The organism is Phenylobacterium sp., from assembly GCF_004297125.1.
Lineage (GTDB): Bacteria > Pseudomonadota > Alphaproteobacteria > Caulobacterales > Caulobacteraceae > Phenylobacterium.
Map to the genome: position 1 here is coordinate 47,975 of NZ_SCVD01000011.1, position 23,496 is coordinate 71,470.

Below are 23,496 nucleotides of genomic sequence, written 5' to 3' on the forward strand. Positions count from 1 at the left end.
TTCCCGAGGGAGGCGCCCCCTCCGCCTCTACCTTTTGCCCACGTAGGTCTTGGCCTGCTGGCCCACGACCTCGACCAGGTCGCCCATGGCGATGTTGGCGTCGATCAGGTGCAGGCCCCAGTCCTTGGCCACCACGCCGCCGGGGCCCGTGACGTCGCCGTTGATGACGTCCGTCCGCGCGTCAGCCGGGTCGGCGTTCAAGTGCGCCTCCAGATAGTTGAAGCCGTCCTTTGACACGCATTGGCCGCTGATCAGGCCGGGCAGGGACACGAACGGCGTCTTGGGGTTGGGCTTGCCCTTCACCCATTCCGGCGTCGGCGCCGCGGAGCTGGCGATGTTCGCCTGGTTCGACAGATAGGCGTGCAGCTCGGTCCGGCCGTTCAGCGCCGCCGGGTTGACGCAGGCGGCTTCCATGTCCGGGTTGGCCACCTTGCCGAACCGGGTGTTGGCCGGGGGCGGGATGGTGTCGCGGAAGGTCACGTAGCTGATCGCGCAGCCGGTTTGGCTGGCCGTCTTGCACAGCGGGATCGACTTGAACTGCCCGGTGTCCTGGCCCCTGGTCACCGGCAGGTTCGAGCCCAGGATCAGGGCCGACACCAGTTGCTTCTGGACGGGCTTGCCGTCGATCTCGGCCGCGATCATCCGCTGCAGCACGCCCGAGCCCTGGGAGTGGCCGATCAGCACCACGCCGCGGCCCCTGTTCTCGCTGCCAAGGTAGTGGTTCCAGGCGTCCAGCACGTCGTTGTAGCCGACCTGGCGCACGGCCGGATCGGTGGCGCCGGGCATGGGCTTGCCCTCGACCATTCCCCGCAGCGCCGTCAGGGTGAACTGGCGGTAGAGCGGCGCATAGATCCGGCACTTGGAGCCGAAGCGGGCGAGCTGCTGCTTCACCACGTTCAGTTCCTCGGCGTTGGCCGTCATGTCCGACACGACGCCCGGGTCGTTCGACACCGTGGGATAGACGTAGAAGCAATCGATCGGCGCCTTCGGATCGGCCTTGAACGTCTCGACCGTCGAGGAGCCGTCGGCCTTGATCACCGTGGTGGTCATGTCGATGGCGCAGGCGTCGCCGGCCTTGCCGGGCCAGCACAGCCACGCCGCGGGCTTCGCGTAGTCGTTCTTCGGATAGGTGGTCTGGGCGGCGGCCGGCGCGGCCATCAGGCCCGCGGCGGCGAGCGCCAGGATGGCGATCTGTCGTGTGGTCATGGTCTCCCCCGGGAAGCTTATTGTTTTCGAAGAATGCGTACGATCATCGCGCGCGGGCGGTCACAGGTCCAGCACCCTTCATGAGCGCCGCGATTCGGGCCTAAGGTCGCCGGCTAGACGTTCGGGGGAAGACGCGCATGGCGGCGGCGGAGAAGACGGCGGGCTGGCCGGCCAGGATCTGGGCCGCGATCGGCGGCGGGCTGGTCGCGCTGGTCGGCGTACTGCTGCTGGCCGGCGGCGGCTGGCTGATCTTCCTGCAGGGCTCGCCCTACTACATGCTGGCCGGCGCGGCGGTCCTCGCCACGGGCGTGCTGCTGGCGCGCCGTCACCCCGCCGCGGGCTTGGTCTATGGCGTGGTCCTGGCCGTGACCCTGGCCTGGGGCCTGTGGGAGGGCGGGTTCGAGTTCTGGCCGCTTCTGCCGCGCCTGTTCGCGCCGGCCGTGCTGGGCCTTTTCATCCTGCTGGTGATCCCGGCCGCGCCCAAGGGCCGGCTGCGCGACTACGCTGGCCTGGCCGTAGCCGCGCTCTCGGTCGCCTGCGTGGGCGTGCTGGGGGCCGCAGTCCCGGCGACCTTCTCCTGGGGCCAGGCCGAGGTCCCCGCCCAGATCACCGGCGCGGCGCCCCCGGCCGAGTCCGCCTCCGACTGGCGCTACTACGGCCGTGACCCCGGCGGCTCGCGCTATGCGCCCGTGGATCAGATCAACCGCGAGAACGTCGGCGATTTGAAGGTCGCCTGGACCTTCCGCACCGGCGAGAAGCCCAACCGCGGCAGTCAGGACCAGAACACCCCGCTGCAGGTCGGCGACACCGTCTACGTCTGCACGCCCACCAACGTGGTGATCGCCGTCGACGCCGACACCGGCAAGGAGAAGTGGCGCCACGACCCGAAGGTGAAGCCCGGGTTCTGGAACCGCTGCCGCGGCGTCGGCTACTGGGACGGAAGCCAGCCCAAGGTCGCCCTGTCGGGGACCCCGGCCGCCGCCACGCCCGCCGCCAAGGGGGCGCCCCCGCCCGCCAAGGCCGCGCCGGCGAAGAAGCCCGCCGCGCCCGCCGTCCAGACGACCGCCGCACCCACACCGGGTGGCCCGCTCTGCCGGCGCCGCATCATCTCCTCGACCATCAACGCCCAGCTCTTCGCTCTCGACGCCGAGACCGGCCAGCGCTGCCCCGGCTTCGGCCAGAACGGCATGGTCAATCTCTCCACGGGTATCGGCGAGATGAAGCCCGGCTTCTACTTCCAGACCTCCACCCCCACGGTGATCGGCAACAACGTCATCATCGGCGGATGGGTGGTCGACAACCAGGAACTGGCCGAGCCCTCCGGCGTGGTCCGCGCCTTCAACGTGGTGACCGGCGAGCTCTCCTGGGCCTGGGACCTGGGCAATCCGGACATCGACAAGCTGCCGCCCGAAGGCCAGACCTACACGCGGGGCACGCCCAACGTCTGGTCGACGGCGGCCTTCGACCCCGATCTCGGCCTGATCTACCTGCCGGTCGGCAACGCGACCCCCGACTACTGGGGCTCGCACCGCTCCATGGCGTCAGAGGCCTATTCCTCCTCGGTCGTCGCCGTCGATGCGGCCACCGGCAAGATGAAGTGGGCCTTCCAGACCGTGCATCACGACGTCTGGGACTACGACGTCCCGGCCCAGCCGATGCTGATCGACTTCCCGGTCAAGGGCGGCACGGCCCCGGCCCTGGTCCAGCTCACCAAGCGCGGCCAGATTTTCGTGCTGGACCGCCGCACCGGCGAACCTCTGACCCGCGTGGTCGAGGTGCGCGTTCCCGGCGGCGCCCAGCCCGGCGAGTGGGTGTTCCCCACCCAGCCCTATTCGGTCGAGATGCCGACCATCGGCGTCGAGCGGCTGACCGAGGAGAAGATGTGGGGTGCGACCCCGCTGGACCAGCTCGCCTGCCGCATCAAGTTCCTGTCCGTGCGTTACGAGGGCGACTTCACCCCGCCGGGCAGCCCCGAACGGCCGTCGCTGCAGTACCCCGGCAACGCCGGCGGCATGAACTGGGGCTCCGGCGCCTACGACGCCCGCCGCGGCCTCCTGATCGTCAGCGACGTGCGCATGCCCCAGACCGTCAGTCTGGCCAAGTCCGACAAGCCGGAGGTCGCGCTCAGCCGCGCCGACAAGGACCGCCCGCCGCCCAGCCTCAAGGCCATCGCTTACAAGGCCAGGAACGACTGGTTCCTCAGCCCGGTCTTCGCCCCCTGCGTCCAGCCCCCGCACGGCATGCTGACCGCCATCGACGTCCGCACCCGGCAGGTCGTCTGGCAGGCGCCGGCCGGCACGGCCGAGTCCCAGGCCCCGTTCGGCCTGCAGTCGCACCTGCCGATCCCCATCGGCACCATCGGCATCGGCGGCCCGATCACCACCGCCGGCGGCGTCACCTTCCGCGCCGCCACCACCGACCCCTACCTGCGCGCCTACGACAACGCGACGGGCAAGGTGCTGTGGAAGGCCCGGCTGCCGATCCAGTCCTCGGCCACCCCCATGACCTACGTCTCGCCCAAGACCGGCAAGCAGTATGTGGTGGTCGCCGCCGGCGGCGCCTCGATGAGCCCGGCCAAGGGCGACTACGTGGTCGCATACGCCCTGCCGTAGGCGCCTCGGCGCTTCCGGCGCGGCGGCGTGAGCCATCCGCGCCCCACGCGCGTTGTGTAAGGTGTCGGGGCCGACGAACGCCATGAAGGCGGGGGCGCTCGCGTGGAGTTCTGCGATGAAGGTCGAACGAATATTTCTGTCCGTGGTCGGCGCCTTGCTGATCGGCGCGCCGGCCATGGCCCAACCCACGAACCCGCCGCCACGACCCAGCGAGCGGGACCGCGCGCAGGAAATCGTGAGCCAGCCGGCCCGGGACCTCGGCATGTCGCGCTCGGACATCCCGCCCGTGCTCGTGGCGGCCACCGAGGATCCCTACAGCGTCAGGGGCGTGGGAACCTGCCGGCAACTGGCTGCCGCCATCACCGAGCTCAACGGCGCTCTCGGCCCCGATTTTGTGGTCGGCCGCGACGCCAACGAGAACCGAACGGAGAAGATCGTCGAGGCCGGGGGGCGGACGATCGTGAACTCCGTCATCCCGTTCCGCTCGCTGGTCCGCGAGATCACCGGCGCGGCGCCCGCCAAGCGCGCGCTCGACGCGGCGGTCGACGCGGGTCTCGCCCGCCGCGGCTTCCTGCGCGGCCTGCACCGCAAACAGGGTTGCCGCACGACCTTCTGAGATCTGGCCGGCGGCGGCCCGAACCTCGCGATCGCGTCTCCGAGCCGGGCTGCGACCTCGTCAGCGGCATAGCGCCGCTGCGCCTCGTCAGCTCCACGGCGATACCCTAGTTTGCGGCCCAGGCGGCGAGAGGGAGTTGAAGTGCAGGTGATGACGGCGGCGATCGAAGGCCGGATGGCGCGCCTCGTTCGCGAGTTCGATTGGGCCGCGACGGCGCTTGGTCCCGCCGCCGATTGGCCCGCCGAACTGAAGACAGCCGTCAGCATGATCCTTGAATCCCGGTTCCCGGCGGCGATCGTCTGGGGGCCGGGCCTGGTCACGATCTACAACGACGCCTTCCTGCCGATCCTGGGCGACAAGCCCGAAGCCCTGGGGCGCTCCTTCGCGGACGTGTGGGCCGAAGTCTGGGACGAGATCGGTCCGATCGCCGCGCGCGCCTACGCCGGCGAGGCCACCTTCATCGAAGACTTCCCGCTCCGTATCGACCGCTCGGGCCACCGCGAGCCGGCCTGGTTCACGTTCTGCTACAGTCCGCTGCGGCTGTCCGACGGATCGGTGGCCGGGTTGATCGACACCGTCATGGAGACCACCGCCACCGTCCGGGCCCGCGAGGATCTCGTGGTGCTCAATGACGAGCTTCGCCACCGCCTGAAGAACACCCTGGCCACCTTCCAGGCCCTGGCCCGCGGCAGTCTCAGGACGGTGGCCGACCGCGCCGCGGTGAATGGGCTGATGGATCGCATCGTGGCGATGGGCGCCGCCCACGACGTGCTGTTCCGCGAAGGCTGGACCTCGGCCGCCGTGGAACAGGTCGCCCGCGCGACGCTCGCCGCCAATCTGGACCGGGTCCGGATGCAAGGTCCTCAGGTGCCAATCGGAGCCCGCGCCGCGGTGGCTTTGTCGCTCGTCCTGCACGAGCTCGCGACGAACGCCGCCAAGTACGGGGCGCTCTCGGCCACGGAAGGCCGCGTCGACCTTTGGTGGGCGCCGGACGAGACGGCCGGGGTCTTTCGCTTGCATTGGCGCGAAACGGGTGGCCCCGCGGTCCGTCGCCCCGAACGCACCGGGCTGGGGTCGCGGCTCATCGACATGGGGCTGAGCCGGCGCGGAACCGTGAGCCGCCGCTATCCGCCCGCCGGCTTTGAAGCCGATCTCGAGGCACCGTTGGCCGAGCTCACGGCGGTCTGAGGCCCCGGCGCTTCCTGTTTGCGCAGGGTTGGTACGGTGATGTCGAAGCTGTGCGGCGCCCCGGCGTCGTGCCGGGGCGGGGGGTTCGCGACTGTTCTTGCCGGAACGTCAACTCCGGCGCGTACTAGGATCCTCCGACTTGCATTTGGGAGGCTGCCTCATGCGTCGCACGCTCGTTCTGGCCCTTGGAGCCGTCCTCGCCACGGGGGGCGTCGGCCTGCCCGTCCAGGCCGCGCCGCCGGGCGCGCCGGCCGCCTCGCTGGACTCCTCGGCGCCCCCGGGCTGGAAGCGGCCGAGGAATCCCATGGGCCAGCCCGACCTCTCCGGCTACTGGTCCAACGCCACCCTCACGCCCCTGACCCGCAACCGGCGCATCTCCGACAAGGCGGCCCTGACGGCTGCGGAGGCCAAGGCGCTCGAGAAGCTCTGGGCCGACGCCCTGGCCGAATCCGACACCCCGACCGACCCCAACGAGTCCGAGGCCGCTGGCCAGGCCAAGTTGAGCGGCTCGAAGCTCGTCGAGATCCGCCCCGACTTCATCGCCGCCGGCGGCGACACGGGCGGCTACAACACCTTCTGGATCGATCCGGGCACGCATCTGGTGGAGATCGACGGCAAGTACCGCACCTCGATCCTCACCACCGACAACGGCCTGCCGCCGGCCCGCAAGGCCGGGGCGCCGGCGCCGCGGGGCGGCGGGTTCCGCGACAGCTACGAGAGCTACGAGACCCGCCCGGAGGGCGAGCGCTGCATCTCGGGCTTCGGCCGTAACACCGGCCCGCCGATGCTGCCCAACGGCTACTACAACAACAACTATCAGATCGTGCAGACGCCCGACGCGGTAGTGATCGAGGTGGAAATGATCCACGACGCGCGGATCGTTCGACTCAACGGGACGCACCGCACGGACGGTCTGCGGCCGACGATGGGCGATTCCATCGGCCGCTACGAAGGCGACACCCTGGTGGTCGAGACGACCAACATCCCCGCGTCGCAGCAGTTCATGGGCGCTTGGAAGACCCTGAAGGTGACCGAGTGGTTCACCCGCCTCTCACCCACCAAGATCCTCTACCGGTTCCAGCTCGAGGACCCGGAGATGTGGGAGAAGCCGTGGGGCGGCGAGTACACCTTCAACACCCTGAACGGCCGCACCTACGAGTACGCCTGCCACGAAGGCAACTACGCCCTGCCGGGCATCCTGGCCGGAGCGCGCCAGAAGGAAAAGGAAGAGGCTGAGGCGGCGAAGGGCAAACCGGGCGCCGAGTGAACCAAGCCTGCGGAATGAACGGCCGCGGCCCCTCTCATGGGCCTGCGGAAGCTTGCGCCGTACCCGCCCTTTGAGAGGCTCCGCGAATTCACCGCGTATTCTCAGGAATACATCTTGAATTGCAGACCTTGAACAAGTTCCCGCGCGACGCGAACGCTATAGAATAACATGTTCGCCTAACATAGGTTTGGACTGGGACCTGACGGGTTCGAGAGCGGCGGGAGTTGAGTTCCTGCCAAAATGGGGGGGACATGATGTCGAACTTTTCGAAATTGATCGCTGGCGCGAGCTTGTCGCTCGCGCTGTTGGCCGGTGGCGCGGCGCAGGCCGCTATCGTCAACATCAGTGCGACAAGCCCGGGAGCCACGTTCGACTTCGCGGCGGGCAGCTATCTGATCGAATGGATCGGGACTGCCGATGGCGGCGCCTATGACGGCTGGAATGGGGCGTGCCCGGCGGGCGACTGCACCAGCGGCTGGCGCGAGAACTTCACCGCGGTCAGCGATCCGGGGCCGAACCCGGACCTCGAGTCGTTCGGCCTGGGCTCCTCGTTCAGCTCGGCGCTCTCCGCATTGGCCGCCTACAAGGCGGCGCCTTCGATCACCAACAACAGCTTCGTCTGGAACGGCTCGATGTATGTGCCGGACGGCTTCGAGGTGATCGCGCAGCCCTTCATCGTCAATATCGGCGCGCCGCTGACCGTGAAGTTCTTCGCCGGCGACGGCACGCCCAACGACAATTTCGGCGGGGTGTCGCTGCGGATCTCCGCGGCGCCCGAGCCCGGAACCTGGGCCCTGATGCTCCTGGGCTTCGGCGGGGCCGGCATGGCGCTCCGCACGCGCCGCAGGACCCCTGCGGCGGCCTGAGCCGGGAGGATGCGGCCTATTCGCCGAAGCGCTCGATGTGGCCACGGCCCCAGGAGCGGACCGTTTCGACGACGGGCGTCAGCGAGCGGCCATAGGCGGTGAGGGAATAGACCACCGGGGAGGGGACCTCTCCGGTGGCTTCCCGGTGGACGATGTCGTCGGCGATCAGCTCGCGGAGCTGTTCGGTCAGCACCTTCTGCGAGATCGCGGGCATCAGCTGGCGCAGGCCGGCGAAGTGGCGCGGCTGTTCCGCCAGCCAGTAGACGATGATCAGCTTCCACTTGCCGCCCAGGGCCGCGAGCGCGGCGGTGAGCGGGCAGTCGCTGACGGGATTGCGGCGGCGGACGGAATCCATGGTTACCTTGAGGTGCCTTCTCGTGACGCGGCCGGGCCGCCGCTAGCGTCGCTGCGTCGTCTGACCCGAGGAGCCCATGATAGCCCACGTCCCTTGCCGCAAGATCAAGCCCGTCCTGCTGGCGATCGCGCTCGTCGCCGCGCCGCTCGACACCCGCGCCCAGCCGGCGGCTCCGCCCGCCGCCGCCGCCGTCCGTGACGGCAGCCACGACTTCGACTTCGAGTTCGGCGACTGGACGATGCGGCTGAAGCGGCTGGTCAGGCCGCTCAGCGGCTCGAAGGAATGGGTCGAGTACGAGGGCTCCTCGGTCGTCCACAGGATCTGGGGCGGCGCGGCCAATGTGGGCGAGATCGACATCTCCGGCCCGGCGGGCCGCATCCAGGGCATGAGCGTGCGCGTCTACAATCCCCAGTCGGGCCAATGGGGCGCGAGCTTCGCCAGCGCCCGCGGCGGGCAACTGGGCGAGCCTATGATCGGCGACTTCAAGGACGGGCGGGGCGAGTTCTATAACCAGGAGACGTTCAACGATCGCACCATCTTCGTGCGGTTCATCTTCTCCGACATCACGCCCACGACGTTCCGCATGGAGCAGGCGTTCTCGGACGACGGAGGCAAGACGTGGGAAGCCAACTGGCTCGCGACGTTCCGCAAGGCGGGCTGACGATCTTCGGGCGCTTCCACGCGCGCGAGGGCTGCGAGGCGCAGGTGGCGGCGGCCGTCGCCAAGGTCGTGCCGCCGACCCGCGCCGAGCCCGATTGCCTGGGCATCGAGGGCTACGGCGATACGCGCGACCCCCGGCTGTTCTTCATCCACTCGCGCTGGCCCGACGAGGCGGCGTTCGACCTCCACGCGGGTCTGCCGCACACCGTGCGGTTCCTCGAGACCGTCCAATCCCTGATCGACCACCCGCTCGACGTCCGGCGAGCGCGGCGGACGGTTTAGTTCGACCCGCCCGCCTTGGCCGGCGCCGCGGCCTGGGCCCGGTCGGCCTCGCGGCTGCCGCCCAGGATGCCCGGCATGGCGTAGTTGCCCTCGTGGCAGGCGTACTCGTAGACCTGACCCCCCAGCGCGGCAAACTCGTACTCGCCGCCCCACGGCTTGTCCCAGACGCTGGGCGCCTCGACGATGAACGCATAGCCCAGCCGGTCCTTGGCCACGCGGCGGAACCGCTCGGTCACCTTCAGGTCCTCCCAGGCGCCGAAGAACGCCTGCGTCTTCGGGAAGTTGGTGGTCTCGACCACCAGGGTGTCGCCCTCGTACCAGCCGACGGAATCTCCGAACCAAGGCCGCACCGACGCCGCCCGGTGCTCGCGCGAGCCCAGCCGCACCACGCGCGCGTCGTGGACCATCTCCACCACGATGACGACCGCGTCGGTCCCCTGAACGATGGAATAGTTGTTGTTGTAGAAGCCGTTGGACATCATCGGCGGCGGCCCGTTGCGCCCGAACGACGTCAGGCAGCGGTCGGCCAGGCTCATCTCTTCCGGATTGTCGTAGCGCCGCGCCGTCTGCTGGTCCTCGCCAAACAGGGCGGCCGCGCCGTACTGGTCGAGGTAGTAGGGCGAGCCTGAGAATGACCGCATCTCGGCGGCCGAGACCTTCGAGCTGGCGCGTGGGGCGGGGACTTGGCCGTCGGGCGTGGTGATCAGGCTGGTCCGCGGCTCGCCGCGCACCCGCATCACCCGCAGGCCGGGGTCCAGGAAGCCGCGGTTATAGCCGCCCACCGTGCCGTCGGAGACGGTCGGCGCGTTCGGATCGGTCCGCTGGTTGCCCTTGTCGATCTGGGCCTCGGCGTCGCGTTCGATCTTGGCGACCTCCTCGGCCGTCATCGCGAGGCGCGCGCCGTACTGCGCCGGCCGGGTCTGCGACGTCATGGTGGCGTTGGTCCAGTTGCCCTCAAGGTCGGGTCGCTTGCTCTGCGCGTGCGCCACCGAACCCAGCGCCAGCCCCAAGCCAAGCGCGATCAATGTCGTCTTCATGGCCTCGTCCTCCCGGCGACAGCATCGCGCCGGAAGGGGCGGGACGGCAAGCCTGCTAGGCCACCCGCACTCGGGCCGTGCTTTCCGGCAGATCGGTCCCGAAGGCGCGCTGGTAGAACTCGGCCACCGTGCCGCGCTCCAGCTCGTCGCACTTGTTCAAGAAGGTCATCCGGAATGCGAGGCCGATGTCGCCGCCGAAGATCTCGGCGTTCTGGGCCCAGGTGATCACCGTCCGCGGGCTCATGACAGTGGAGATGTCGCCGTTCATGAAGGCGTTCCGCGTCATGTCGGCCACGCGCACCATGGCGTTGATCGTCCGCTTGCCCTCGGCCGTCTGGTAGGACGGGCTCTTGGCCAGCACGATCTCGGCCTCAACGTCGTGGCTGAGGTAGTTCAACGTGGTGACGATCGACCAGCGGTCCATCTGGCCTTGGTTGATCTGCTGGGTGCCGTGGTACAGCCCCGTCGTGTCGCCCAGGCCGATGGTGTTGGTGGTCGAGAACAGCCGGAACCAGGGGTTCGGGCGGATCACGCGGTTCTGGTCCAGCAGGGTCAGCTTGCCCTGCGCCTCCAGCACCCGCTGGATCACGAACATCACGTCCGGCCGGCCGGCGTCGTATTCGTCGAACACCAGGGCGATGGGCCGCTGGATCGCCCAGGGCAGCATGCCCTCGCGGAACTCGGTGACCTGCTTGCCGTCCTTCAGGACGATGGCGTCCTTGCCGACCAGGTCGATCCGGCTGACGTGGCTGTCCAGGTTCACCCGGATCAGCGGCCAGTTCAGGTGGGCGGCCACCTGCTCGATGTGGGTCGACTTGCCCGTGCCGTGATAGCCCTGGACCATCACCCGGCGGTCGAAGGCGAAGCCCGCGAGGATCGCCCGCGTGGTCTCCGGGTCGAACTTATAGGCCGGATCGATGTCCGGCACGTGGGGGTCGCGCTCGCTGAAGGCCGGGACCTTCATGTCGATGTCGATGCCGAAGGTCTCGCGCACGTCGACCTCCCGGTCCGGCGTGAGCGTGATGAGCTTGTCTTCGTTGGTGTCGAAAGCGGCCATGGTTGGGTTCGATTACAGGCTTGCCGCCACGTACGCAAACAGGTGTTTTGTCCAAAGTTCGCGGAGGAACAGCGATGCTGATGGAAGCGCAAAGCGCCTATCGCAGGATCAAGGTCCAGTCACAGGAAACTGGCTTCGGCGCCGAGGTCACCGGCGTGGACCTCTCGAGGCCTCTGGACGCGGCCGTGCTGGTCGAGGTGAAGGACGCCTGGGCGCGCCACGCGGTCCTGGCGTTCCCGGACCAGCCGCTGACCCTGGACCAGCTCGAGGCCTTCACCCTGCAGTTCGGCCCGTTCGGCGACGACCCCTACGTCGCCCCCATGCCGGGCCACCCCAATGTGTTGGAAGTCCGCCGCGAGCCGGACGAGAAGGTCACGCCCTTCGGCGGCAATTGGCACTCCGACTGGAGCTTCCAGGCCCAGCCCCCGGCCGCCACCATCCTGCGCTCGGAGACTATCCCGCCGGTCGGCGGCGACACGCTCTACGCCGACGGGGCGCGGGCCTACGACGAGCTCTCCGACGAGATGAAGGCCCGGCTGGCGCCGCTGCGCGCCATCCATTCGGCCAGCCGCGCTTACGGGCCCAACAGCCTCTACGCCCGCGAGCTGCACCTGCGCGCCATGCCGATCATCGTCAGCCCGGACGCCGACAAGACCTTCATCCACCCCCTGGTCCGCACCCATCCCGTGACGGGCCGGAAGGCGCTCTTCATCTCGCCGGTCTACACCGTGGGCATCGAAGGCATGGCGCCTGACGACGCCGATCCGCTGCTGGGCGAGCTCTACAAGCACATGACCCAGGACCGCTTCCTCTACCGCCACCACTGGCGCGAGGGCATGGTCGTGATCTGGGACAACCGCTGCACCATGCACAATGCGCTGGGCGGCTACGACGGGCACCGCCGGGTGATGCATAGGACGACCGTGGCGGGCGAGACGCCGGTTTAGTCCTCGTAGCGCGCCTTCAGCGTGAACAGGCCGATCAGGCTCAGGACGCCCGCCGCAACCAGGTAGAGGCCCACGGGCATCAGTCCGCCCCGGTCGGCCAGCGCCTGGGCCGCCACGGGCGCCAGACCGCCGCCGATGATGCCGCCCACGTTGAAGGCCATCGACGCTCCCGTGTAGCGGACGCGGGGCGGGAACAGGCTGGGCAGGAACGCGCCCAGCGGCCCGTAGACGAAGCCCATCATCAGCAGCGCCAGGGACAGCCAGGCCCAGATCAACAGCAATGTGCCCGCGCCCATCATCGCGCCCATGACCGCGCCCACCGCCACCGTGCCCACGCAACCGGCCATCAGCACGCGGCGCGGGTTGCTGGCGTCCGAGGCGTAGCCGGCCAGCACGATGCCGAGCGCCAGGAACAGGATGGCGCCGAGCTGCACCCCCAGGAACGCCTCGCGGCTGTAGCCGAGGGTCTTGGTCCCGTGGCCCAGGGCGAAGGCGGTAGAAATGTAGAAGAGCGCGAAGCAGGCCACGACGGCGAAGGTGCCGCCCAGCAGCGCCGGGAAGTGGCGCTTGGCGACCTCGGCCATCGGCACATGGCTGGGCTCGGCCTCCGCCAGCACCTTCTGGAACGCCGGGGTCTCGCCGATGCGCAGCCGGATCCATAGGCCCAGGCCCACCAGTATGGCGCTGGCCAGGAACGGCAGTCGCCAGCCCCACGCCAGGAAATCCTCCTGGGTCAGTAGCACGCCCAGCACCAGGAACAGGCCATTGGCGGCGATGAAGCCCACCGGCGCGCCCAACTGCGGGAACATCCCGAACCGCGCGCGCCAGCCCGGCGGGGCGTTCTCCACCGCCAGCAGGGCGGCCCCACCCCACTCGCCGCCCAGGCCGAAGCCCTGGCCAAACCGCAGCAGGCACAGGAGGAACGGCGCCACCCAGCCCACCAGGGCGTAGGTGGGCAGGAAGGCGATCAGCAACGTTGAGCCGCCCATCATCATCAGCGACGCCACCAGCGTGGACTTGCGCCCGATCCGGTCGCCGAAGTGGCCGAAGAACGCCGCCCCCACCGGCCGCGCGAAGAAGGCCACCGCGAAGGTCGCGTAGCTCTGCAGGAGCTGGGCCGAGTCCGACGACTTGGGGAAGAACAGGCTGGGGAACACCAGCGAGGCGGCGGTGGCGTAGATGTAGAAGTCGTAGAACTCGACCGCTGTCCCCACCAGGCTGGCCGCCAGGACGCGGCGGTTCGAGGCGCTGCCCGCGCCGGTGCTGATACCGTTCATGCGGTCCCGCTTCGCGCCCGCAGCGCGCGCGGTCAAGCCGGATGGCGTTTCTGGGCGTTTGCCACTACCTGCAGACCATGACCGCGCAGATCGACCCCTTCTACGCCATCTCCGTCAGCGGCCTGGCCCACCGGCTGAAGGCCGAGGGTCGGTCGATTATCCACATGGAGTTCGGCCAGCCCTCGACGGGCGCGCCCAAGGCCGCCATCGCGGCGGCGCACAAGGTGCTGGACGCCGAGGCCATGGGCTACTGGGAGAGCGCGCCGCTCAAGGCCCGTATCTGCCGCCACTACGCCGAGACCTATGGCGCGACGGTGGAGCCGGCCCAGATCACGCTCACCTGCGGCGCCTCGCCGGCCCTGGTGCTGGCGCTGTCGGCCACCTTCAATCCGGGCGATGTGATCGCCATGGCGCGGCCGGGCTACGTCGCCTACCGCAACAATGTGAAGGCGCTGCACATGGTCCCGCTGGAGATCCCGTGCGGGCCGGAGACGCGCTACCAGCTCACCGCCCAGACGCTGGCCGCCATCGAGCCGGCGCCGGCCGGCGTGATCCTGGCCAGCCCCGCCAACCCCACCGGCACGGTGATCCCCGGCGACGAACTCGCCGCCATCGCCGAGGTCTGCCGGGCCCGCGGCATCCGGATCGTCTCCGACGAGATCTACCACGGCCTCAGCTATGCCGAACCGACCCACTCGATGCTGGAGTACGAGCCGACCACCATCGTCGTGAACAGCTTCTCCAAGTACTTCAGCATGGCCGGTTGGCGGCTGGGCTGGCTGATCGTGCCCAGGGCCGAGGCCTCCCGCGCCGTGGCCTACATGGGCGCCCTGTTCCTGACCGCGCCGTCGCTGGCCCAGCACGCGGCCCTGGTGGCCATGGATTGCCGCGACGAGCTGGAGGGCTACGTCGAAACCTACCGCCGCAACCGCGAACTGCTGCTTGAGGCGCTGCCTGCGCTCGGCCTGGAGAAGATCGCACCGCCCGACGGGGCCTTCTACATCTACGCCGACGTGGGCCGCCTGACCGACGATAGCCTGTCGTTCTGCAAGCAGCTCCTGCAGGACACCGGCGTCGCCACGGCCCCCGGCATCGACTTCGACCCCGTCGACGGGCGCCGCTTCATCCGCATGAGCTTCGCGGTCTCGACGCCCGAGATCGAGGAGGCGATCCGCCGCCTGATCCCCTGGTTCGAGCAGGCGCGGGCGAAGGCGGCCTAGGGCCGGCGGTAGACCGTCCCGTCCTTCATCACGAAGCGGACGTCCTTCAGGGCCGTGATGTCCTTGGTCGGGTCGCCGGCCACCGCGACCAGATCCGCGAGCTGGCCCGCCGTCACCTTGCCCAGCCGGTCGTCCAGCCTCAGCAGCCTGGCGTTCACCGCCGTCGCCGCGGTCAGGGCCTCGGTGGGCGTCATGCCGGCCTTCACCATCCAATCCAGCTCGCGCCAGCTCTGGCCATGGGTGAAGACGCCGACGTCGCTGCCAGCGCCCACCGTGACACCCAGCTTGAGGGCGAGCCGCACGGTCTCCGCCGAGCGGACCATCGCGGGGGAGGGCGGACGGCCCGGCGTGTAGCGACCGCCATATTGCGAGGTCGCCGCCACGGCCTCCAGGGTCGGGATCAGCGCCGTCCCCTTGGCCCTCATCAGCTTCAGCGTCGCCTCCGACGCCTCGTAGCCGTGCTCGATGGTGTCGACGCCGGCGGCCACGGAGCGGCGGATGCCCTCGTCGCCGGCCGCGTGGGCCGCGACCGGCCGCCCCAGGTCGTGGGCCGTCGACACCAGCACCTCCAGCTCGCGCTGGGTGAAGGCGGGCTTCACCGAATTGTCCGGCCCGATCCGGTAGTCGGCGTAGACCTTGATCCAGTCGGCCCCAAGCGCGGCCTGCTCCCGCACCGCCGCCACGATCTCGGCCTCGCCTGAGACCTCCTGCGCGCCCTGCGGCAGCTCCATGTCGGTGCGGAAGCCCTTGCGCGGGCCGTAGGCGCCCCTGGCGACGATCGCGCGGGTGGTCACCAGCAGGCGTGGGCCGGCGATGGTCCCGTCGGCGATGGCCTTCTTCAGCGAGACGTCGGCGTCGCCCGCGCCCTCGGTGCCCAGCTCGCGCTCGGTGGTGACCCCGGACATCAGGGTGCGCGTCGCGTCGCGGCCGGCCCGCAAGATCCGGTAGAACGGCGCCTCCTTCAGGACCTGATCGTCCCATGAGGCCTCGTTGTAGGGATGCAGCAACAGGTGGGAGTGCATCTCGATGAGGCCGGGGATCAGGGTGGTTCCGGGCAGGGGGACGACCTGCGCGCCGCCGGCCGCCACCTGCGCCTTGGGTCCCACGGCGACGATCTTCTGGCCGTCGACCCGCACGACCCAGCCGGCCTGCGGCGTCGCTTGTCCCGCCGTCCACACCGCGTCGGGCTGAAGCAGATAGGTCTCGGCTTGCGCCTGAGGGGCGGCGACGACGGTCGCCAGGAGCGCCAGTATGGTCTTCTGCAAAGCGATCGACTCTCAAGCAGGGGAGGAGTGGGGTCATGGTGATCGAATCTGTCGCGGGCGTCTCCGTCTGCGTTTGCGCCGCGGACGGGCCGAAGCTCGATGGCGATCGGGCCGCCAGCGACCTGATCGGCGACGCCTTCGGGACCGGCGCACGGGTCGTGGCGATCCCGGTCGAGCGTCTGGGGCCGGGCTTCCTGACGCTCAGCACCCGCATCGCCGGCGAAGTGATCCAGAAGTTCGTGAACTACGGCTTCCAGGTCGCCTTCGTGGGCGACGTTTCGCAGGCCGTGGCGGCCAGCGACGCCCTGCGCGACTTCGTCCGCGAGTCCAACCGTGGCCGCCACGTCTGGTTCGTCGCCGATCTGGGGGAGCTGGCCACGAAGCTGGCTTGACCTCCCCAAGGTCGCCGGGGTTTCTCGCGGGCTGGGTCAGACGGAGAACCTCATGCAGACGCGCAAGCTCGGTCAGTTCGAAGTCTCGGCCATCGGCCTGGGGTGCATGAGCCTCAGCCACGCCTATGGCTCGCCGCCGCCCCGGGAACAGGCCGAGGCGGTGCTGCTGGGGGCGCTGGACGCCGGCTACACCTTCTTCGACACCGCCGCGGTCTATGGCGTCGGCCACAACGAACGGCTGGTGGGAGAGGTGCTGGGTCCGCATCGGGACAAGTTCGTGCTGGCCTCCAAGTGCGGCCTGACCAATGGCGAGCTGCGTGAACTGAACGGCAGTCCCGAGCGCCTGAAGAAGACCTGCGAGGAGAGCCTGCAGCGGCTGAACGTCGACGTCATCGACCTCTACTACCTGCACCGCTGGGACAAGCGCGTGCCGATCGAGGACAGCGTCGGCGCCCTGGCCGACCTGGTGAACGAGGGCAAGATCCGCAGCATCGGCCTGTCGGAGGTCTCGGCCCCGACGCTGCGCCGGGCGCACGCCGTCCACCCGATCACCGCGCTCCAGACCGAATATTCGCCGTGGACCCGCAATCCGGAGATCGCGGTGCTGGACGCCTGCCGCGAGCTGGGCGTCGCGTTCGTGGCCTTCTCGCCGGTGGGACGCGGTTTCCTGGCCGGCGGCGCGCTGGATCCGTCGCAGTTCGAGGACCACGACATCCGCAAGGCGATGCCCCGCTTCCAGGGCGAGGCCTACCAGGCCAACCTGAGGCTGCTCGACGCCTTCAAGGCGATCGCCCGGGAAGCCGGCTGCACGCCTGCCCAGCTCTGCATGGCCTGGCTGCTGCAGAAGGACGACATCATCATCCCGATCCCGGGGACGGCGAAGCCCGACCACATGCGCGAGGACGCGGCGGCGGCGGACGTGACCCTGTCGGCCGAGGTCATGGCCAAGGTCGACGCCACCCTGAACGGCGACACCGTCACCGGCTCGCGCTATTCGCCGGCGCTGCAAGCCGCGGTCGACACCGAGAAGATGCCGTCCGAGGCCTAGCCGCGGGCGTCCTCGCGATAGGCCGGGCCGCGGGCCAGCGATCGCAGAAGCGGCATCTGAAGCAGCAGATCACCCCCCAGGGCGAGCTGGGCCGGCCCGATATCGCGCAAGAGGTGATCCCGCAGCGCCTGCGGGATCGAACCCTCGGGCGCCATCGGGTCGCGGGCGGCCAGCTCCAGAAACCGCGCATCGTCGGCCTCTCGATCACCCGACAGGTCGCCGATGCGCTCGAACATCATCACGAAGGCGGTGGGCGTGCGGCCCACGTCGAGCGCCGAGCCCATGGCCAAGCCGTCCAGAATCTCGGCCTTCGGGGTCGCCACCCCGTTGAAGATCCCGAACACCATCGCCCCGCTGGTCACGTCAGCGGCCACGCAGATGATCTGGTTGTGCAGCGGCAGCATCCAGCCCTCGCAGAACGTGCCGCCGGTGCCCATGCGCAGCTCCAGCAGGCCGTTCGCACCCATGCGGATCATCCCGTGGTCGTGCAGGAACCGCCCCGGGTTCAGCACGTAGGGCCGGGTGGAGCGAAAGAAGCCTTCGTAGGCCGCGCCGCGGAGCGTGGTCGTGCCGCGGACCTGGTCGAGGATCGCCAGTGGCAGGCCAGGCGGCGGCGGCTCGAGTCCCGGGATGGCCGCGGGATCGGCGCCCATCAGGACGGCGAAGTCGGCAAGACTCCGATCCCAGTCCAGCTGGGTGAAGTGGGGAACCCGTCCGGCGATCAGCGCCGTCAGCCGGCTCATGTTGTGCGCGGATGGCGTCACGGCGCCCGTCGCCCAGCGTCCCACGACGGACTTGTCCACGCCCAGGTCGGCCGCCAGCCGCCCGCGGCTGAGGCTCAGCACTTTCAGAGCGAGGGTGAATTTCTCCCTGAACGCCGACATGTCCGGCATCTTGCCTGCTGAGCGCCCCGACGCCACCCCCGATGAGGGGATATTCGGTCTGGATCCAGCGCGAAGGGCGGCGGCGAGCTGGCGTTGGCCGCCCCCGCCCAGTTTCTGGCCAGGGTCTGCGCGCCGCCCCGGCTAGATCCTGCGCTCAAGACCTTCCCAGAACGGCTCGCGCAGCTTGCGTTTGAAGATCTTTCCCGAGTCCTCGCGCGGCAGTTCCGCAGCCAGGTCCACGCGCCGCGGCATCTTGTAGCCGGCGACATGGGCGCGGAGATACGCCTTCACCGACGCTTCGGTGACATCCGCCCCTTCGCTGGGCTGGACGACGGCGTAGACGCCTTCCCCGAACTCGTCGTCGGGGATGCCGAACACCGCGCAGTCGGCGATACCGGGCATCTTGAGCAGCTCCGCCTCGATCTCGGCGGGATAGATGTTCACCCCGCCGGAAATGATCATGTCCTTGGCCCGGTCGCAGAGGTACAGGAACCCGTCGCGGTCGAAATAGCCGATGTCGCCGGGCGCGATCAGCCCGGCCTTCTCGCTGTCGCGCCGCTTCTGGTCGTCGCCGTGGTAGGTGAAATCGGCCATGCCGCGGATGCGGGCCACCACCTCGCCGACCTCGCCGGCGGGCAGGGATTGGCCGTCGGCGCCGATCACCCGCACATCGGCCTCCGGCCATGGCTTGCCGACCGTGCCGGGGTGGCCGAGCCAGTCCTCCGACGTGCAGAAGGTGACGGCCGAGACCTCGGTGGAGCCGTAGTACTCGTTGATCACCGGCCCCCACCACTCGATCATCGAACGCTTGATGGGCGGCGGGCAGGGCGCCGCGGCATGGACCACGAACTTCAGGGACGAGAGGTCGTACTTCGCCTTGATGTCCTCCGGCAGTTTCAAGAGCCGGTGGAACATGATCGGCACCATGTGCAGGTGCGTCACCCGGTGGCGCTCGATCATCGCCAGCAGCTCCTCGGGGTCGAACCGCGGCTGCAGGATCACCGTCCCGCCGACCCGCGCGGCCGTCAGGCCGTAGGCGTTGGGCGCCGAGTGGTACATCGGCCCCGTCACCACCGTCACCATCTCGTCCGGCGGTCCGTGGCCCATGAAGCCGAACGCCCGGCCGATGACCATGGCGGTGGTCATCGCCTGCTCGGCGCTGGGCGGCGCTCGACGGACCCCCTTGGGACGCCCGGTGGTGCCGGAGGTGTAGATGATCGTGCCGGGCGCCTCGGCGCCGCTCGGGGGCAGGGGTTCGAAGCCTTCCAGCCAGGTTCCCCACTCCAGCATGCCGGCGGGCGTGGGCGCCGGGTCGATGCCATAGGCCTCGGCGATCTCCGGCGGCGTCGGCACGACCAACACCGGCACGCCCGGCGGCAGGGCGTCGCGGATCGGCGGGATCAGGTCGGCGTGGATGACGATGGCCTTGGCGCCGGAGTTCTCGAATAGATAGGCCGCCTCGTCGGGCGTGTAGTGCCAGTTCACCGGGGTGGGATAGGCGCCCAGCAGGCCGGCCGCCGCGCTGGCCTCGAAGAACGGCAGGTCGTTGCGCAGGTAGAGCGCGATGAGGTCGCCGGGCCCTATCCCCAGGCTGGCCAGCCCCGCCGCCGCCCGCGCGGCCCGTTCGGCGAGCGCTTCCGGGGACAGGCTGCGCGCGCCGCTGATCACTCCGCCCATGGGAGCCCCTTACTTCAGCGCCGCAGGGAACTTGGGCATGGCTTCGAAGTCCTCCATCACGTGCTCGCGCACGACCCGGGCCTTGGTCTCGGCGGCGAGCGCCTCGGCGGCCTCGTAACTCTTCAGCGTATCGGGCCGATTGAAGTTGAAACGCGGCACCCGCTTGGCCGCGCGGCTCTCGGCGAGGTGCCAGAGGTCGCCGGTGAGCAGCACCGTGCCGGCGTCCTGCAGCTTCACCTCCAGGATGGTGTGCCCGGGGGTGTGGCCGGGCGCCTGGTGGATCACCACGGTCTTGTCGCCGAAGAGATCTAGGGTAGGGGTCTCGATCAGCCTGGCCTTCGACGTCTCCAGCGCGGAGTAGGCGGCGAACTGCGCCGCATTCTTGCGAGCCGCCTCGCTGAACGCAGTGGCCCTCTCATCCGGATCCACGACCCAGATCGAGCCGGCGAACAGGCCGGCGTTGCCGATGTGGTCGAAGTGGCTGTGCGAGACCGAGAGGAACTCGATGTCCGCCGGCGTCAGGTCGAGCTGCTTCAGCGCGTCGAGCAGCATCTGCTTCGATTGCGGGACACCGGTGTCCCAGACCAGATCGCCCTTGGGATGGCGGATCAGGTAGCACGGCACGATCAGCGTCCGCTGCACGCCCTTGTAGGCCCCGTCGTCCGAGAACATGTCGGCGTCGGGCACAGGGAACTTGCCGCACTCGATGGCGTACAGCTCCACGCCCTTCGGCGGCGCCTTCGCGGCCGAGGCGGCCCCGGCGCCGAACAGGAGCGCGGCCGCCACCGCGGGGGCCAGCAAGCGGAACATCATCGCAGTTTCCTCAGGCTTGTTGTCGTTGAACCGAGCGTGGCCCGAGACCGCCGCGGAGTCACGCCCGCCGATTCGGATTGACCGAACGCGCTTTTCCGTATTGTATGAGTGTATGCATACACAGGAGCAATTGCTGAGCGGCATCCGAATCGAAGACAACGGCGTCCCGATCTATGTGCAGCTCCGCGAGCAGTTCCTGCGGGCCATGGGCGCGGGGGTCCTGAAGCCCGGCGATCAGATGCCCACCATGCGCCAGGTGGCCGTGGCCTTCCGCATCGACCTGAACACCGTCCGCCACGCCTACGACGAGCTGGAGCGCGCCGGAGCCGTGGTGCTGATCCGCGGCCGGGGCAGCTTCGTCGCGGAGCCGCCGGCTGCCCTGCAGGGCGCCGATCACGACGCCGAGGCCGAACGGCTCGCCCGCCAGGTGCTCGCCACCGCCGCCGCGGCCGGGGTCGATCCCCTGGTCCTGGCCAGCAAGATCACGGCGCTCGCCGCCGCGAAGGAGGAAGTCCAATGATGAACGCCGCCAGCCCCAACCTCAGGCTCGAGGCCGGTTCGCTCTCGAAGCTGAAAGATGTGAATCCGGTCTCCCTCGTGCTCTCCGGCCTGGTCGTCGCCGGCGGGATCACCCTTGCCGCCGCCATCGACGGGCTGACCGCCAAGTGGATCGGCGCTGGCGTGGTGGTGCTGGGCTCGCTGGTGCCGTTGTGGCTCAAGATGGCCAACCAATGGGAACGGGCGGTGGTCCTGCGGTTGGGGCGCCTCGACAGGATCGCCGGGCCAGGCCTCTTCCTGGTCATTCCGGTGGTCGACCAGGTCGCCTACTGGATCGACCAGCGGATCCAGACCACCGAGTTCAACGCCCAGCAGGCGCTCTCCAAGGACACGGTGCCGGTCAACATCGACGCGGTGATCTTCTGGCAGGTTCACGACACCGAGCGCGCGGCCCTGGAGATCCAGGACTACCGCCGCGCCATCCAGCAGGTCGCCGAGACGTCGCTGCGCGAGATCGTCGGCTCCTCGATGCTGGCGACGCTGCTCGCCGAACGGACCAAGGGCGACGAGATCCTGCGCGAGGTGATCGGGCGCAAGACCGGCGACTGGGGCATCTCGGTGATCTCGGTGGAGATTCGCGACATCGGCGTGCCGGCCGGCCTGCAGGACGCCATGAGCCGCCAGGCGCAGGCGGAACGCGAGCGGCTGGCGCGGGTGGCCCTGGGCCAGGCCGAGCAGGAGGTCGCCATCAAGTTCGTGGAGGCGGCCGACATCTACGCGCGCTCGCCCGCGGCGCTGCAGCTACGCGCCATGAACATCATCTACGAGACCACCAAGGAGGGTGGGGCCACGATCCTGCTGCCCACTTCGATGGTCGACGCCATGAACCCCGGCGGGATCCTCGGTCTGGCCCAGGCCGCCGCGCAACCCAAGGCCTGAGGAGGCGTCGAGCCGTCGATGTCGGCCAGCGCGGGCGTGGTGGCGATCAAGCGTCAGCGGCCCGGCCGCAGCGAGGGGTCGAGGGTTTGTGCGAGGGTCTTGCGGGCCCGATAGAGGCGCGTCTCGATCGTCTTCACGGTGACGTCGAGGATCTCGGCCGCCTCCTGCTGGGACAGGCCTTCGATGGCGGTCAGCAGCAACGCCTCCTTCAGCGGGCCAGGCAGGCGGGCGATGCCGTGGTCCAGGTGGGCCAGCCGCTCCCGCTCCAGGAGCGTGGCCTCGGCGTCCGGCTTGGGGTCCGGGTGCTCGTGAGCGCCGGAGTCCTCGAAGTCGCGGTCCCCGAAGATCATGCGGCGGAACGCCAGCCGCCTGCCACGATCGCGCGCCTTGTTGATGGCGATGGTGCGCAGCCAAGCCCCGAAGGGCCGCGCGGGATCGTAGCGGCCCAGCGCAGCCCAGGCGGCGATGAACGCCTCGTGGGCGGCCTCTCGGGCCTCCTCGGGATCGCCGAGATACCTGCGGAGCAGGCCGTAGAGACGATCCTTGTGGCGTGCGACCAAGACGCCGTAGGCGCGCTCGCTGCCCTCGGCCGCCTGGCGCGCCAGGTCCGCGTCGCTCGGCTCGTCCGGCCGGCTCACGTGTTCTCGTCTGTGAGCGCCTTCACCACGGTGTCGTCGAAACGGGTCGCCTGCTCCGGCGTCAGCACCTGGCGCATCGCCAAAACGTGCAGGATCGTTTCCTTCTGCAGCTGTCCCATGGCGCGATGGAAGCGATCGACCGCCTGCTGCACCGCTGGGGAATAGGCATGCTCCTGCCCGATGGCCCGCGCCAGGTCGGCGTTCGCGGCGCGCATCTCCGTCTCAAGGGCCCGGCGCCGCACCGCGAAGTCCCGTTCGAGGCCTGCGATCCGCCGATCCTGTTCGGCGGTGAGACGGAGCTTCTCATGCACCATCTCGTGGAGCGGCGGCTCATCGTGCATCCGCGAGACAATGTATTGGGCGCCGCCCCAGGCCCCCGCGAACGCCGCGACGACCGAAAGGACGACGGTGATCAGGAGGCCGCGGGCGAAACTCAATCCCGGCCCTCGAGCAGCGTCGACGGTGCGAGGTGCGCGCCGGTCGAGAAGGTGTCGAAGCGGTGGGGCTCGGTGAGGGTGGTGGCGGCGGCCATCCCGCCGGCCGCGATGCCGACCACCAGGGCCAGCCCAACCGAGACCGCGCGGATCGGCGCGAGCGCACGGGCGGCGCGAAGATCCTCACGCCGCCGGGCAAGGCTGGCCAGCACGCCGCCCTCGAACCCGTCAAGGGATACGTCGGGCGGTTGCTGCGCCAATCGCGCCAGCATGTGGTCCAGATCGTTCGCCATCGGTGGTCCTCGGCTTCAGCCCCTA

25 protein-coding genes are annotated in these 23,496 nt (G+C 69.5%); 13 read left to right on the forward strand and 12 right to left on the reverse strand.

The genetic code is table 11. The features are described from left to right. Positions 1-27: 27 nt before the first annotated feature. Positions 28-1,206, reverse strand: a complete 1,179-nt coding sequence (locus tag EPO51_RS05355) for a DUF3089 domain-containing protein (RefSeq protein ID WP_293346917.1) — start codon at positions 1,204-1,206, stop codon at positions 28-30. Positions 1,207-1,343: 137 nt separating this feature from the next. Here EPO51_RS05355 and EPO51_RS05360 point away from each other — a divergent pair, with 137 nt between their 5' ends. The 5 genes from EPO51_RS05360 to EPO51_RS05380 all read left to right on the forward strand — a co-directional run bounded on the left by EPO51_RS05360 (position 1,344) and on the right by EPO51_RS05380 (position 7,755). Beyond that, positions 1,344-3,818 carry a membrane-bound PQQ-dependent dehydrogenase, glucose/quinate/shikimate family gene (locus tag EPO51_RS05360; protein WP_293346918.1) on the forward strand — a complete coding sequence of 825 codons (2,475 nt, stop codon included), beginning with the start codon at positions 1,344-1,346 and terminating at the stop codon, positions 3,816-3,818. A gap of 115 nt (positions 3,819-3,933) precedes the next feature. Then, on the forward strand, positions 3,934-4,434 hold the full coding sequence (locus tag EPO51_RS05365) for a hypothetical protein (protein ID WP_293346920.1): 501 nt from the start codon (positions 3,934-3,936) through the stop codon (positions 4,432-4,434). 150 nt (positions 4,435-4,584) lie between these two features. Then, complete coding sequence (locus EPO51_RS05370; RefSeq protein ID WP_293346922.1) at positions 4,585-5,622, forward strand: sensor histidine kinase; 1,038 nt, start codon at positions 4,585-4,587, stop codon at positions 5,620-5,622. A 160-nt stretch (positions 5,623-5,782) separates the two neighbouring features. Then, positions 5,783-6,889: a hypothetical protein gene (locus EPO51_RS05375; protein WP_293346924.1), complete on the forward strand. Its 1,107-nt coding sequence runs from the start codon at positions 5,783-5,785 to the stop codon at positions 6,887-6,889. Positions 6,890-7,179: 290 nt separating this feature from the next. Then, positions 7,180-7,755, forward strand: coding sequence for a PEPxxWA-CTERM sorting domain-containing protein (locus EPO51_RS05380; protein ID WP_293346926.1), 576 nt, complete (start codon positions 7,180-7,182; stop codon positions 7,753-7,755). Between the two features lie 16 nt (positions 7,756-7,771). Here EPO51_RS05380 and EPO51_RS05385 read toward each other — a convergent pair whose 3' ends face one another. Further along, a complete protein-coding gene (locus tag EPO51_RS05385; RefSeq protein WP_293346929.1) occupies positions 7,772-8,110 on the reverse strand; it encodes a winged helix-turn-helix transcriptional regulator in 339 nt (112 codons plus the stop codon). Positions 8,111-8,186: 76 nt separating this feature from the next. Between EPO51_RS05385 and EPO51_RS05390 the strand changes: the two genes are divergently transcribed. Continuing rightward, positions 8,187-8,771, forward strand: coding sequence for a hypothetical protein (locus EPO51_RS05390; RefSeq protein ID WP_293346931.1), 585 nt, complete (start codon positions 8,187-8,189; stop codon positions 8,769-8,771). Beyond that, a complete protein-coding gene (locus EPO51_RS05395; RefSeq protein ID WP_293346933.1) occupies positions 8,729-9,052 on the forward strand; it encodes a putative quinol monooxygenase in 324 nt (107 codons plus the stop codon). Before EPO51_RS05390 ends, EPO51_RS05395 begins: the two co-directional genes overlap by 43 nt. On the opposite strand, the gene EPO51_RS05400 is transcribed toward EPO51_RS05395, so the two are convergent. Both EPO51_RS05400 and cobS read right to left on the reverse strand, forming a co-directional pair. Beyond that, positions 9,049-10,089 carry a hypothetical protein gene (locus EPO51_RS05400; protein WP_293346935.1) on the reverse strand — a complete coding sequence of 347 codons (1,041 nt, stop codon included), beginning with the start codon at positions 10,087-10,089 and terminating at the stop codon, positions 9,049-9,051. The genes EPO51_RS05395 and EPO51_RS05400 overlap by 4 nt on opposite strands. Before the next feature lie 55 nt (positions 10,090-10,144). After that, a complete protein-coding gene (gene cobS / locus EPO51_RS05405; protein WP_293346937.1) occupies positions 10,145-11,146 on the reverse strand; it encodes a cobaltochelatase subunit CobS in 1,002 nt (333 codons plus the stop codon). Between the two features lie 74 nt (positions 11,147-11,220). On the opposite strand from cobS, the gene EPO51_RS05410 reads away from it, so the two are divergent. Next, positions 11,221-12,093 carry a TauD/TfdA dioxygenase family protein gene (locus EPO51_RS05410; RefSeq protein ID WP_293346939.1) on the forward strand — a complete coding sequence of 291 codons (873 nt, stop codon included), beginning with the start codon at positions 11,221-11,223 and terminating at the stop codon, positions 12,091-12,093. Here EPO51_RS05410 and EPO51_RS05415 read toward each other — a convergent pair. Further along, positions 12,090-13,370, reverse strand: a complete 1,281-nt coding sequence (locus EPO51_RS05415; RefSeq protein WP_293346942.1) for an MFS transporter — start codon at positions 13,368-13,370, stop codon at positions 12,090-12,092. The two genes, EPO51_RS05410 and EPO51_RS05415, sit on opposite strands and share 4 nt — an antisense overlap. A 77-nt stretch (positions 13,371-13,447) precedes the next feature. Here EPO51_RS05415 and EPO51_RS05420 point away from each other — a divergent pair, with 77 nt between their 5' ends. Further along, positions 13,448-14,590 (forward strand): aminotransferase class I/II-fold pyridoxal phosphate-dependent enzyme, encoded by a 1,143-nt coding sequence (locus tag EPO51_RS05420; protein ID WP_293347090.1) that lies wholly within the window; start codon positions 13,448-13,450, stop codon positions 14,588-14,590. On the opposite strand, the gene EPO51_RS05425 is transcribed toward EPO51_RS05420, so the two are convergent. Continuing rightward, complete coding sequence (locus tag EPO51_RS05425) at positions 14,587-15,855, reverse strand: metal-dependent hydrolase family protein (protein WP_293346945.1); 1,269 nt, start codon at positions 15,853-15,855, stop codon at positions 14,587-14,589. The genes EPO51_RS05420 and EPO51_RS05425 overlap by 4 nt on opposite strands. A gap of 35 nt (positions 15,856-15,890) precedes the next feature. Here EPO51_RS05425 and EPO51_RS05430 point away from each other — a divergent pair, with 35 nt between their 5' ends. Continuing rightward, complete coding sequence (locus EPO51_RS05430; protein WP_293346947.1) at positions 15,891-16,247, forward strand: DUF4180 domain-containing protein; 357 nt, start codon at positions 15,891-15,893, stop codon at positions 16,245-16,247. A 52-nt stretch (positions 16,248-16,299) separates the two neighbouring features. Further along, entirely contained in the window at positions 16,300-17,295 is a 996-nt protein-coding gene (locus EPO51_RS05435; protein ID WP_293346949.1) for an aldo/keto reductase, read from the forward strand. Here the strand turns inward: EPO51_RS05435 and EPO51_RS05440 are convergent. The 3 genes from EPO51_RS05440 to EPO51_RS05450 all read right to left on the reverse strand — a co-directional run bounded on the left by EPO51_RS05440 (position 17,292) and on the right by EPO51_RS05450 (position 20,669). After that, on the reverse strand, positions 17,292-18,179 hold the full coding sequence (locus EPO51_RS05440) for a hypothetical protein (RefSeq protein WP_293346951.1): 888 nt from the start codon (positions 18,177-18,179) through the stop codon (positions 17,292-17,294). The two genes, EPO51_RS05435 and EPO51_RS05440, sit on opposite strands and share 4 nt — an antisense overlap. Positions 18,180-18,320: 141 nt before the next feature. Next, complete coding sequence (locus EPO51_RS05445) at positions 18,321-19,856, reverse strand: acyl-CoA synthetase (RefSeq protein WP_293346953.1); 1,536 nt, start codon at positions 19,854-19,856, stop codon at positions 18,321-18,323. A gap of 9 nt (positions 19,857-19,865) precedes the next feature. Then, on the reverse strand, positions 19,866-20,669 hold the full coding sequence (locus EPO51_RS05450) for an N-acyl homoserine lactonase family protein (protein WP_293346955.1): 804 nt from the start codon (positions 20,667-20,669) through the stop codon (positions 19,866-19,868). 130 nt (positions 20,670-20,799) lie between these two features. Here EPO51_RS05450 and EPO51_RS05455 point away from each other — a divergent pair, with 130 nt between their 5' ends. Together EPO51_RS05455 and EPO51_RS05460 are read left to right on the forward strand one after the other, a co-directional pair. Further along, positions 20,800-21,189: a GntR family transcriptional regulator gene (locus tag EPO51_RS05455; protein ID WP_293346957.1), complete on the forward strand. Its 390-nt coding sequence runs from the start codon at positions 20,800-20,802 to the stop codon at positions 21,187-21,189. Further along, positions 21,186-22,106 carry a slipin family protein gene (locus EPO51_RS05460; protein WP_293346959.1) on the forward strand — a complete coding sequence of 307 codons (921 nt, stop codon included), beginning with the start codon at positions 21,186-21,188 and terminating at the stop codon, positions 22,104-22,106. The genes EPO51_RS05455 and EPO51_RS05460 overlap by 4 nt, the downstream gene beginning before the upstream one ends. Before the next feature lie 53 nt (positions 22,107-22,159). Here EPO51_RS05460 and EPO51_RS05465 read toward each other — a convergent pair whose 3' ends face one another. Genes EPO51_RS05465 through EPO51_RS05475 form a run of 3 tightly spaced genes read right to left on the reverse strand, consistent with a single transcriptional unit; the run spans position 22,160 to position 23,471 of the window. After that, positions 22,160-22,744 carry an RNA polymerase sigma factor gene (locus EPO51_RS05465; RefSeq protein WP_293346961.1) on the reverse strand — a complete coding sequence of 195 codons (585 nt, stop codon included), beginning with the start codon at positions 22,742-22,744 and terminating at the stop codon, positions 22,160-22,162. Next, positions 22,741-23,181, reverse strand: a complete 441-nt coding sequence (locus tag EPO51_RS05470) for a periplasmic heavy metal sensor (protein WP_293346963.1) — start codon at positions 23,179-23,181, stop codon at positions 22,741-22,743. Before EPO51_RS05470 ends, EPO51_RS05465 begins: the two co-directional genes overlap by 4 nt. Further along, complete coding sequence (locus EPO51_RS05475) at positions 23,178-23,471, reverse strand: hypothetical protein (protein ID WP_293346965.1); 294 nt, start codon at positions 23,469-23,471, stop codon at positions 23,178-23,180. Before EPO51_RS05475 ends, EPO51_RS05470 begins: the two co-directional genes overlap by 4 nt. Positions 23,472-23,496: the final 25 nt, after the last annotated feature.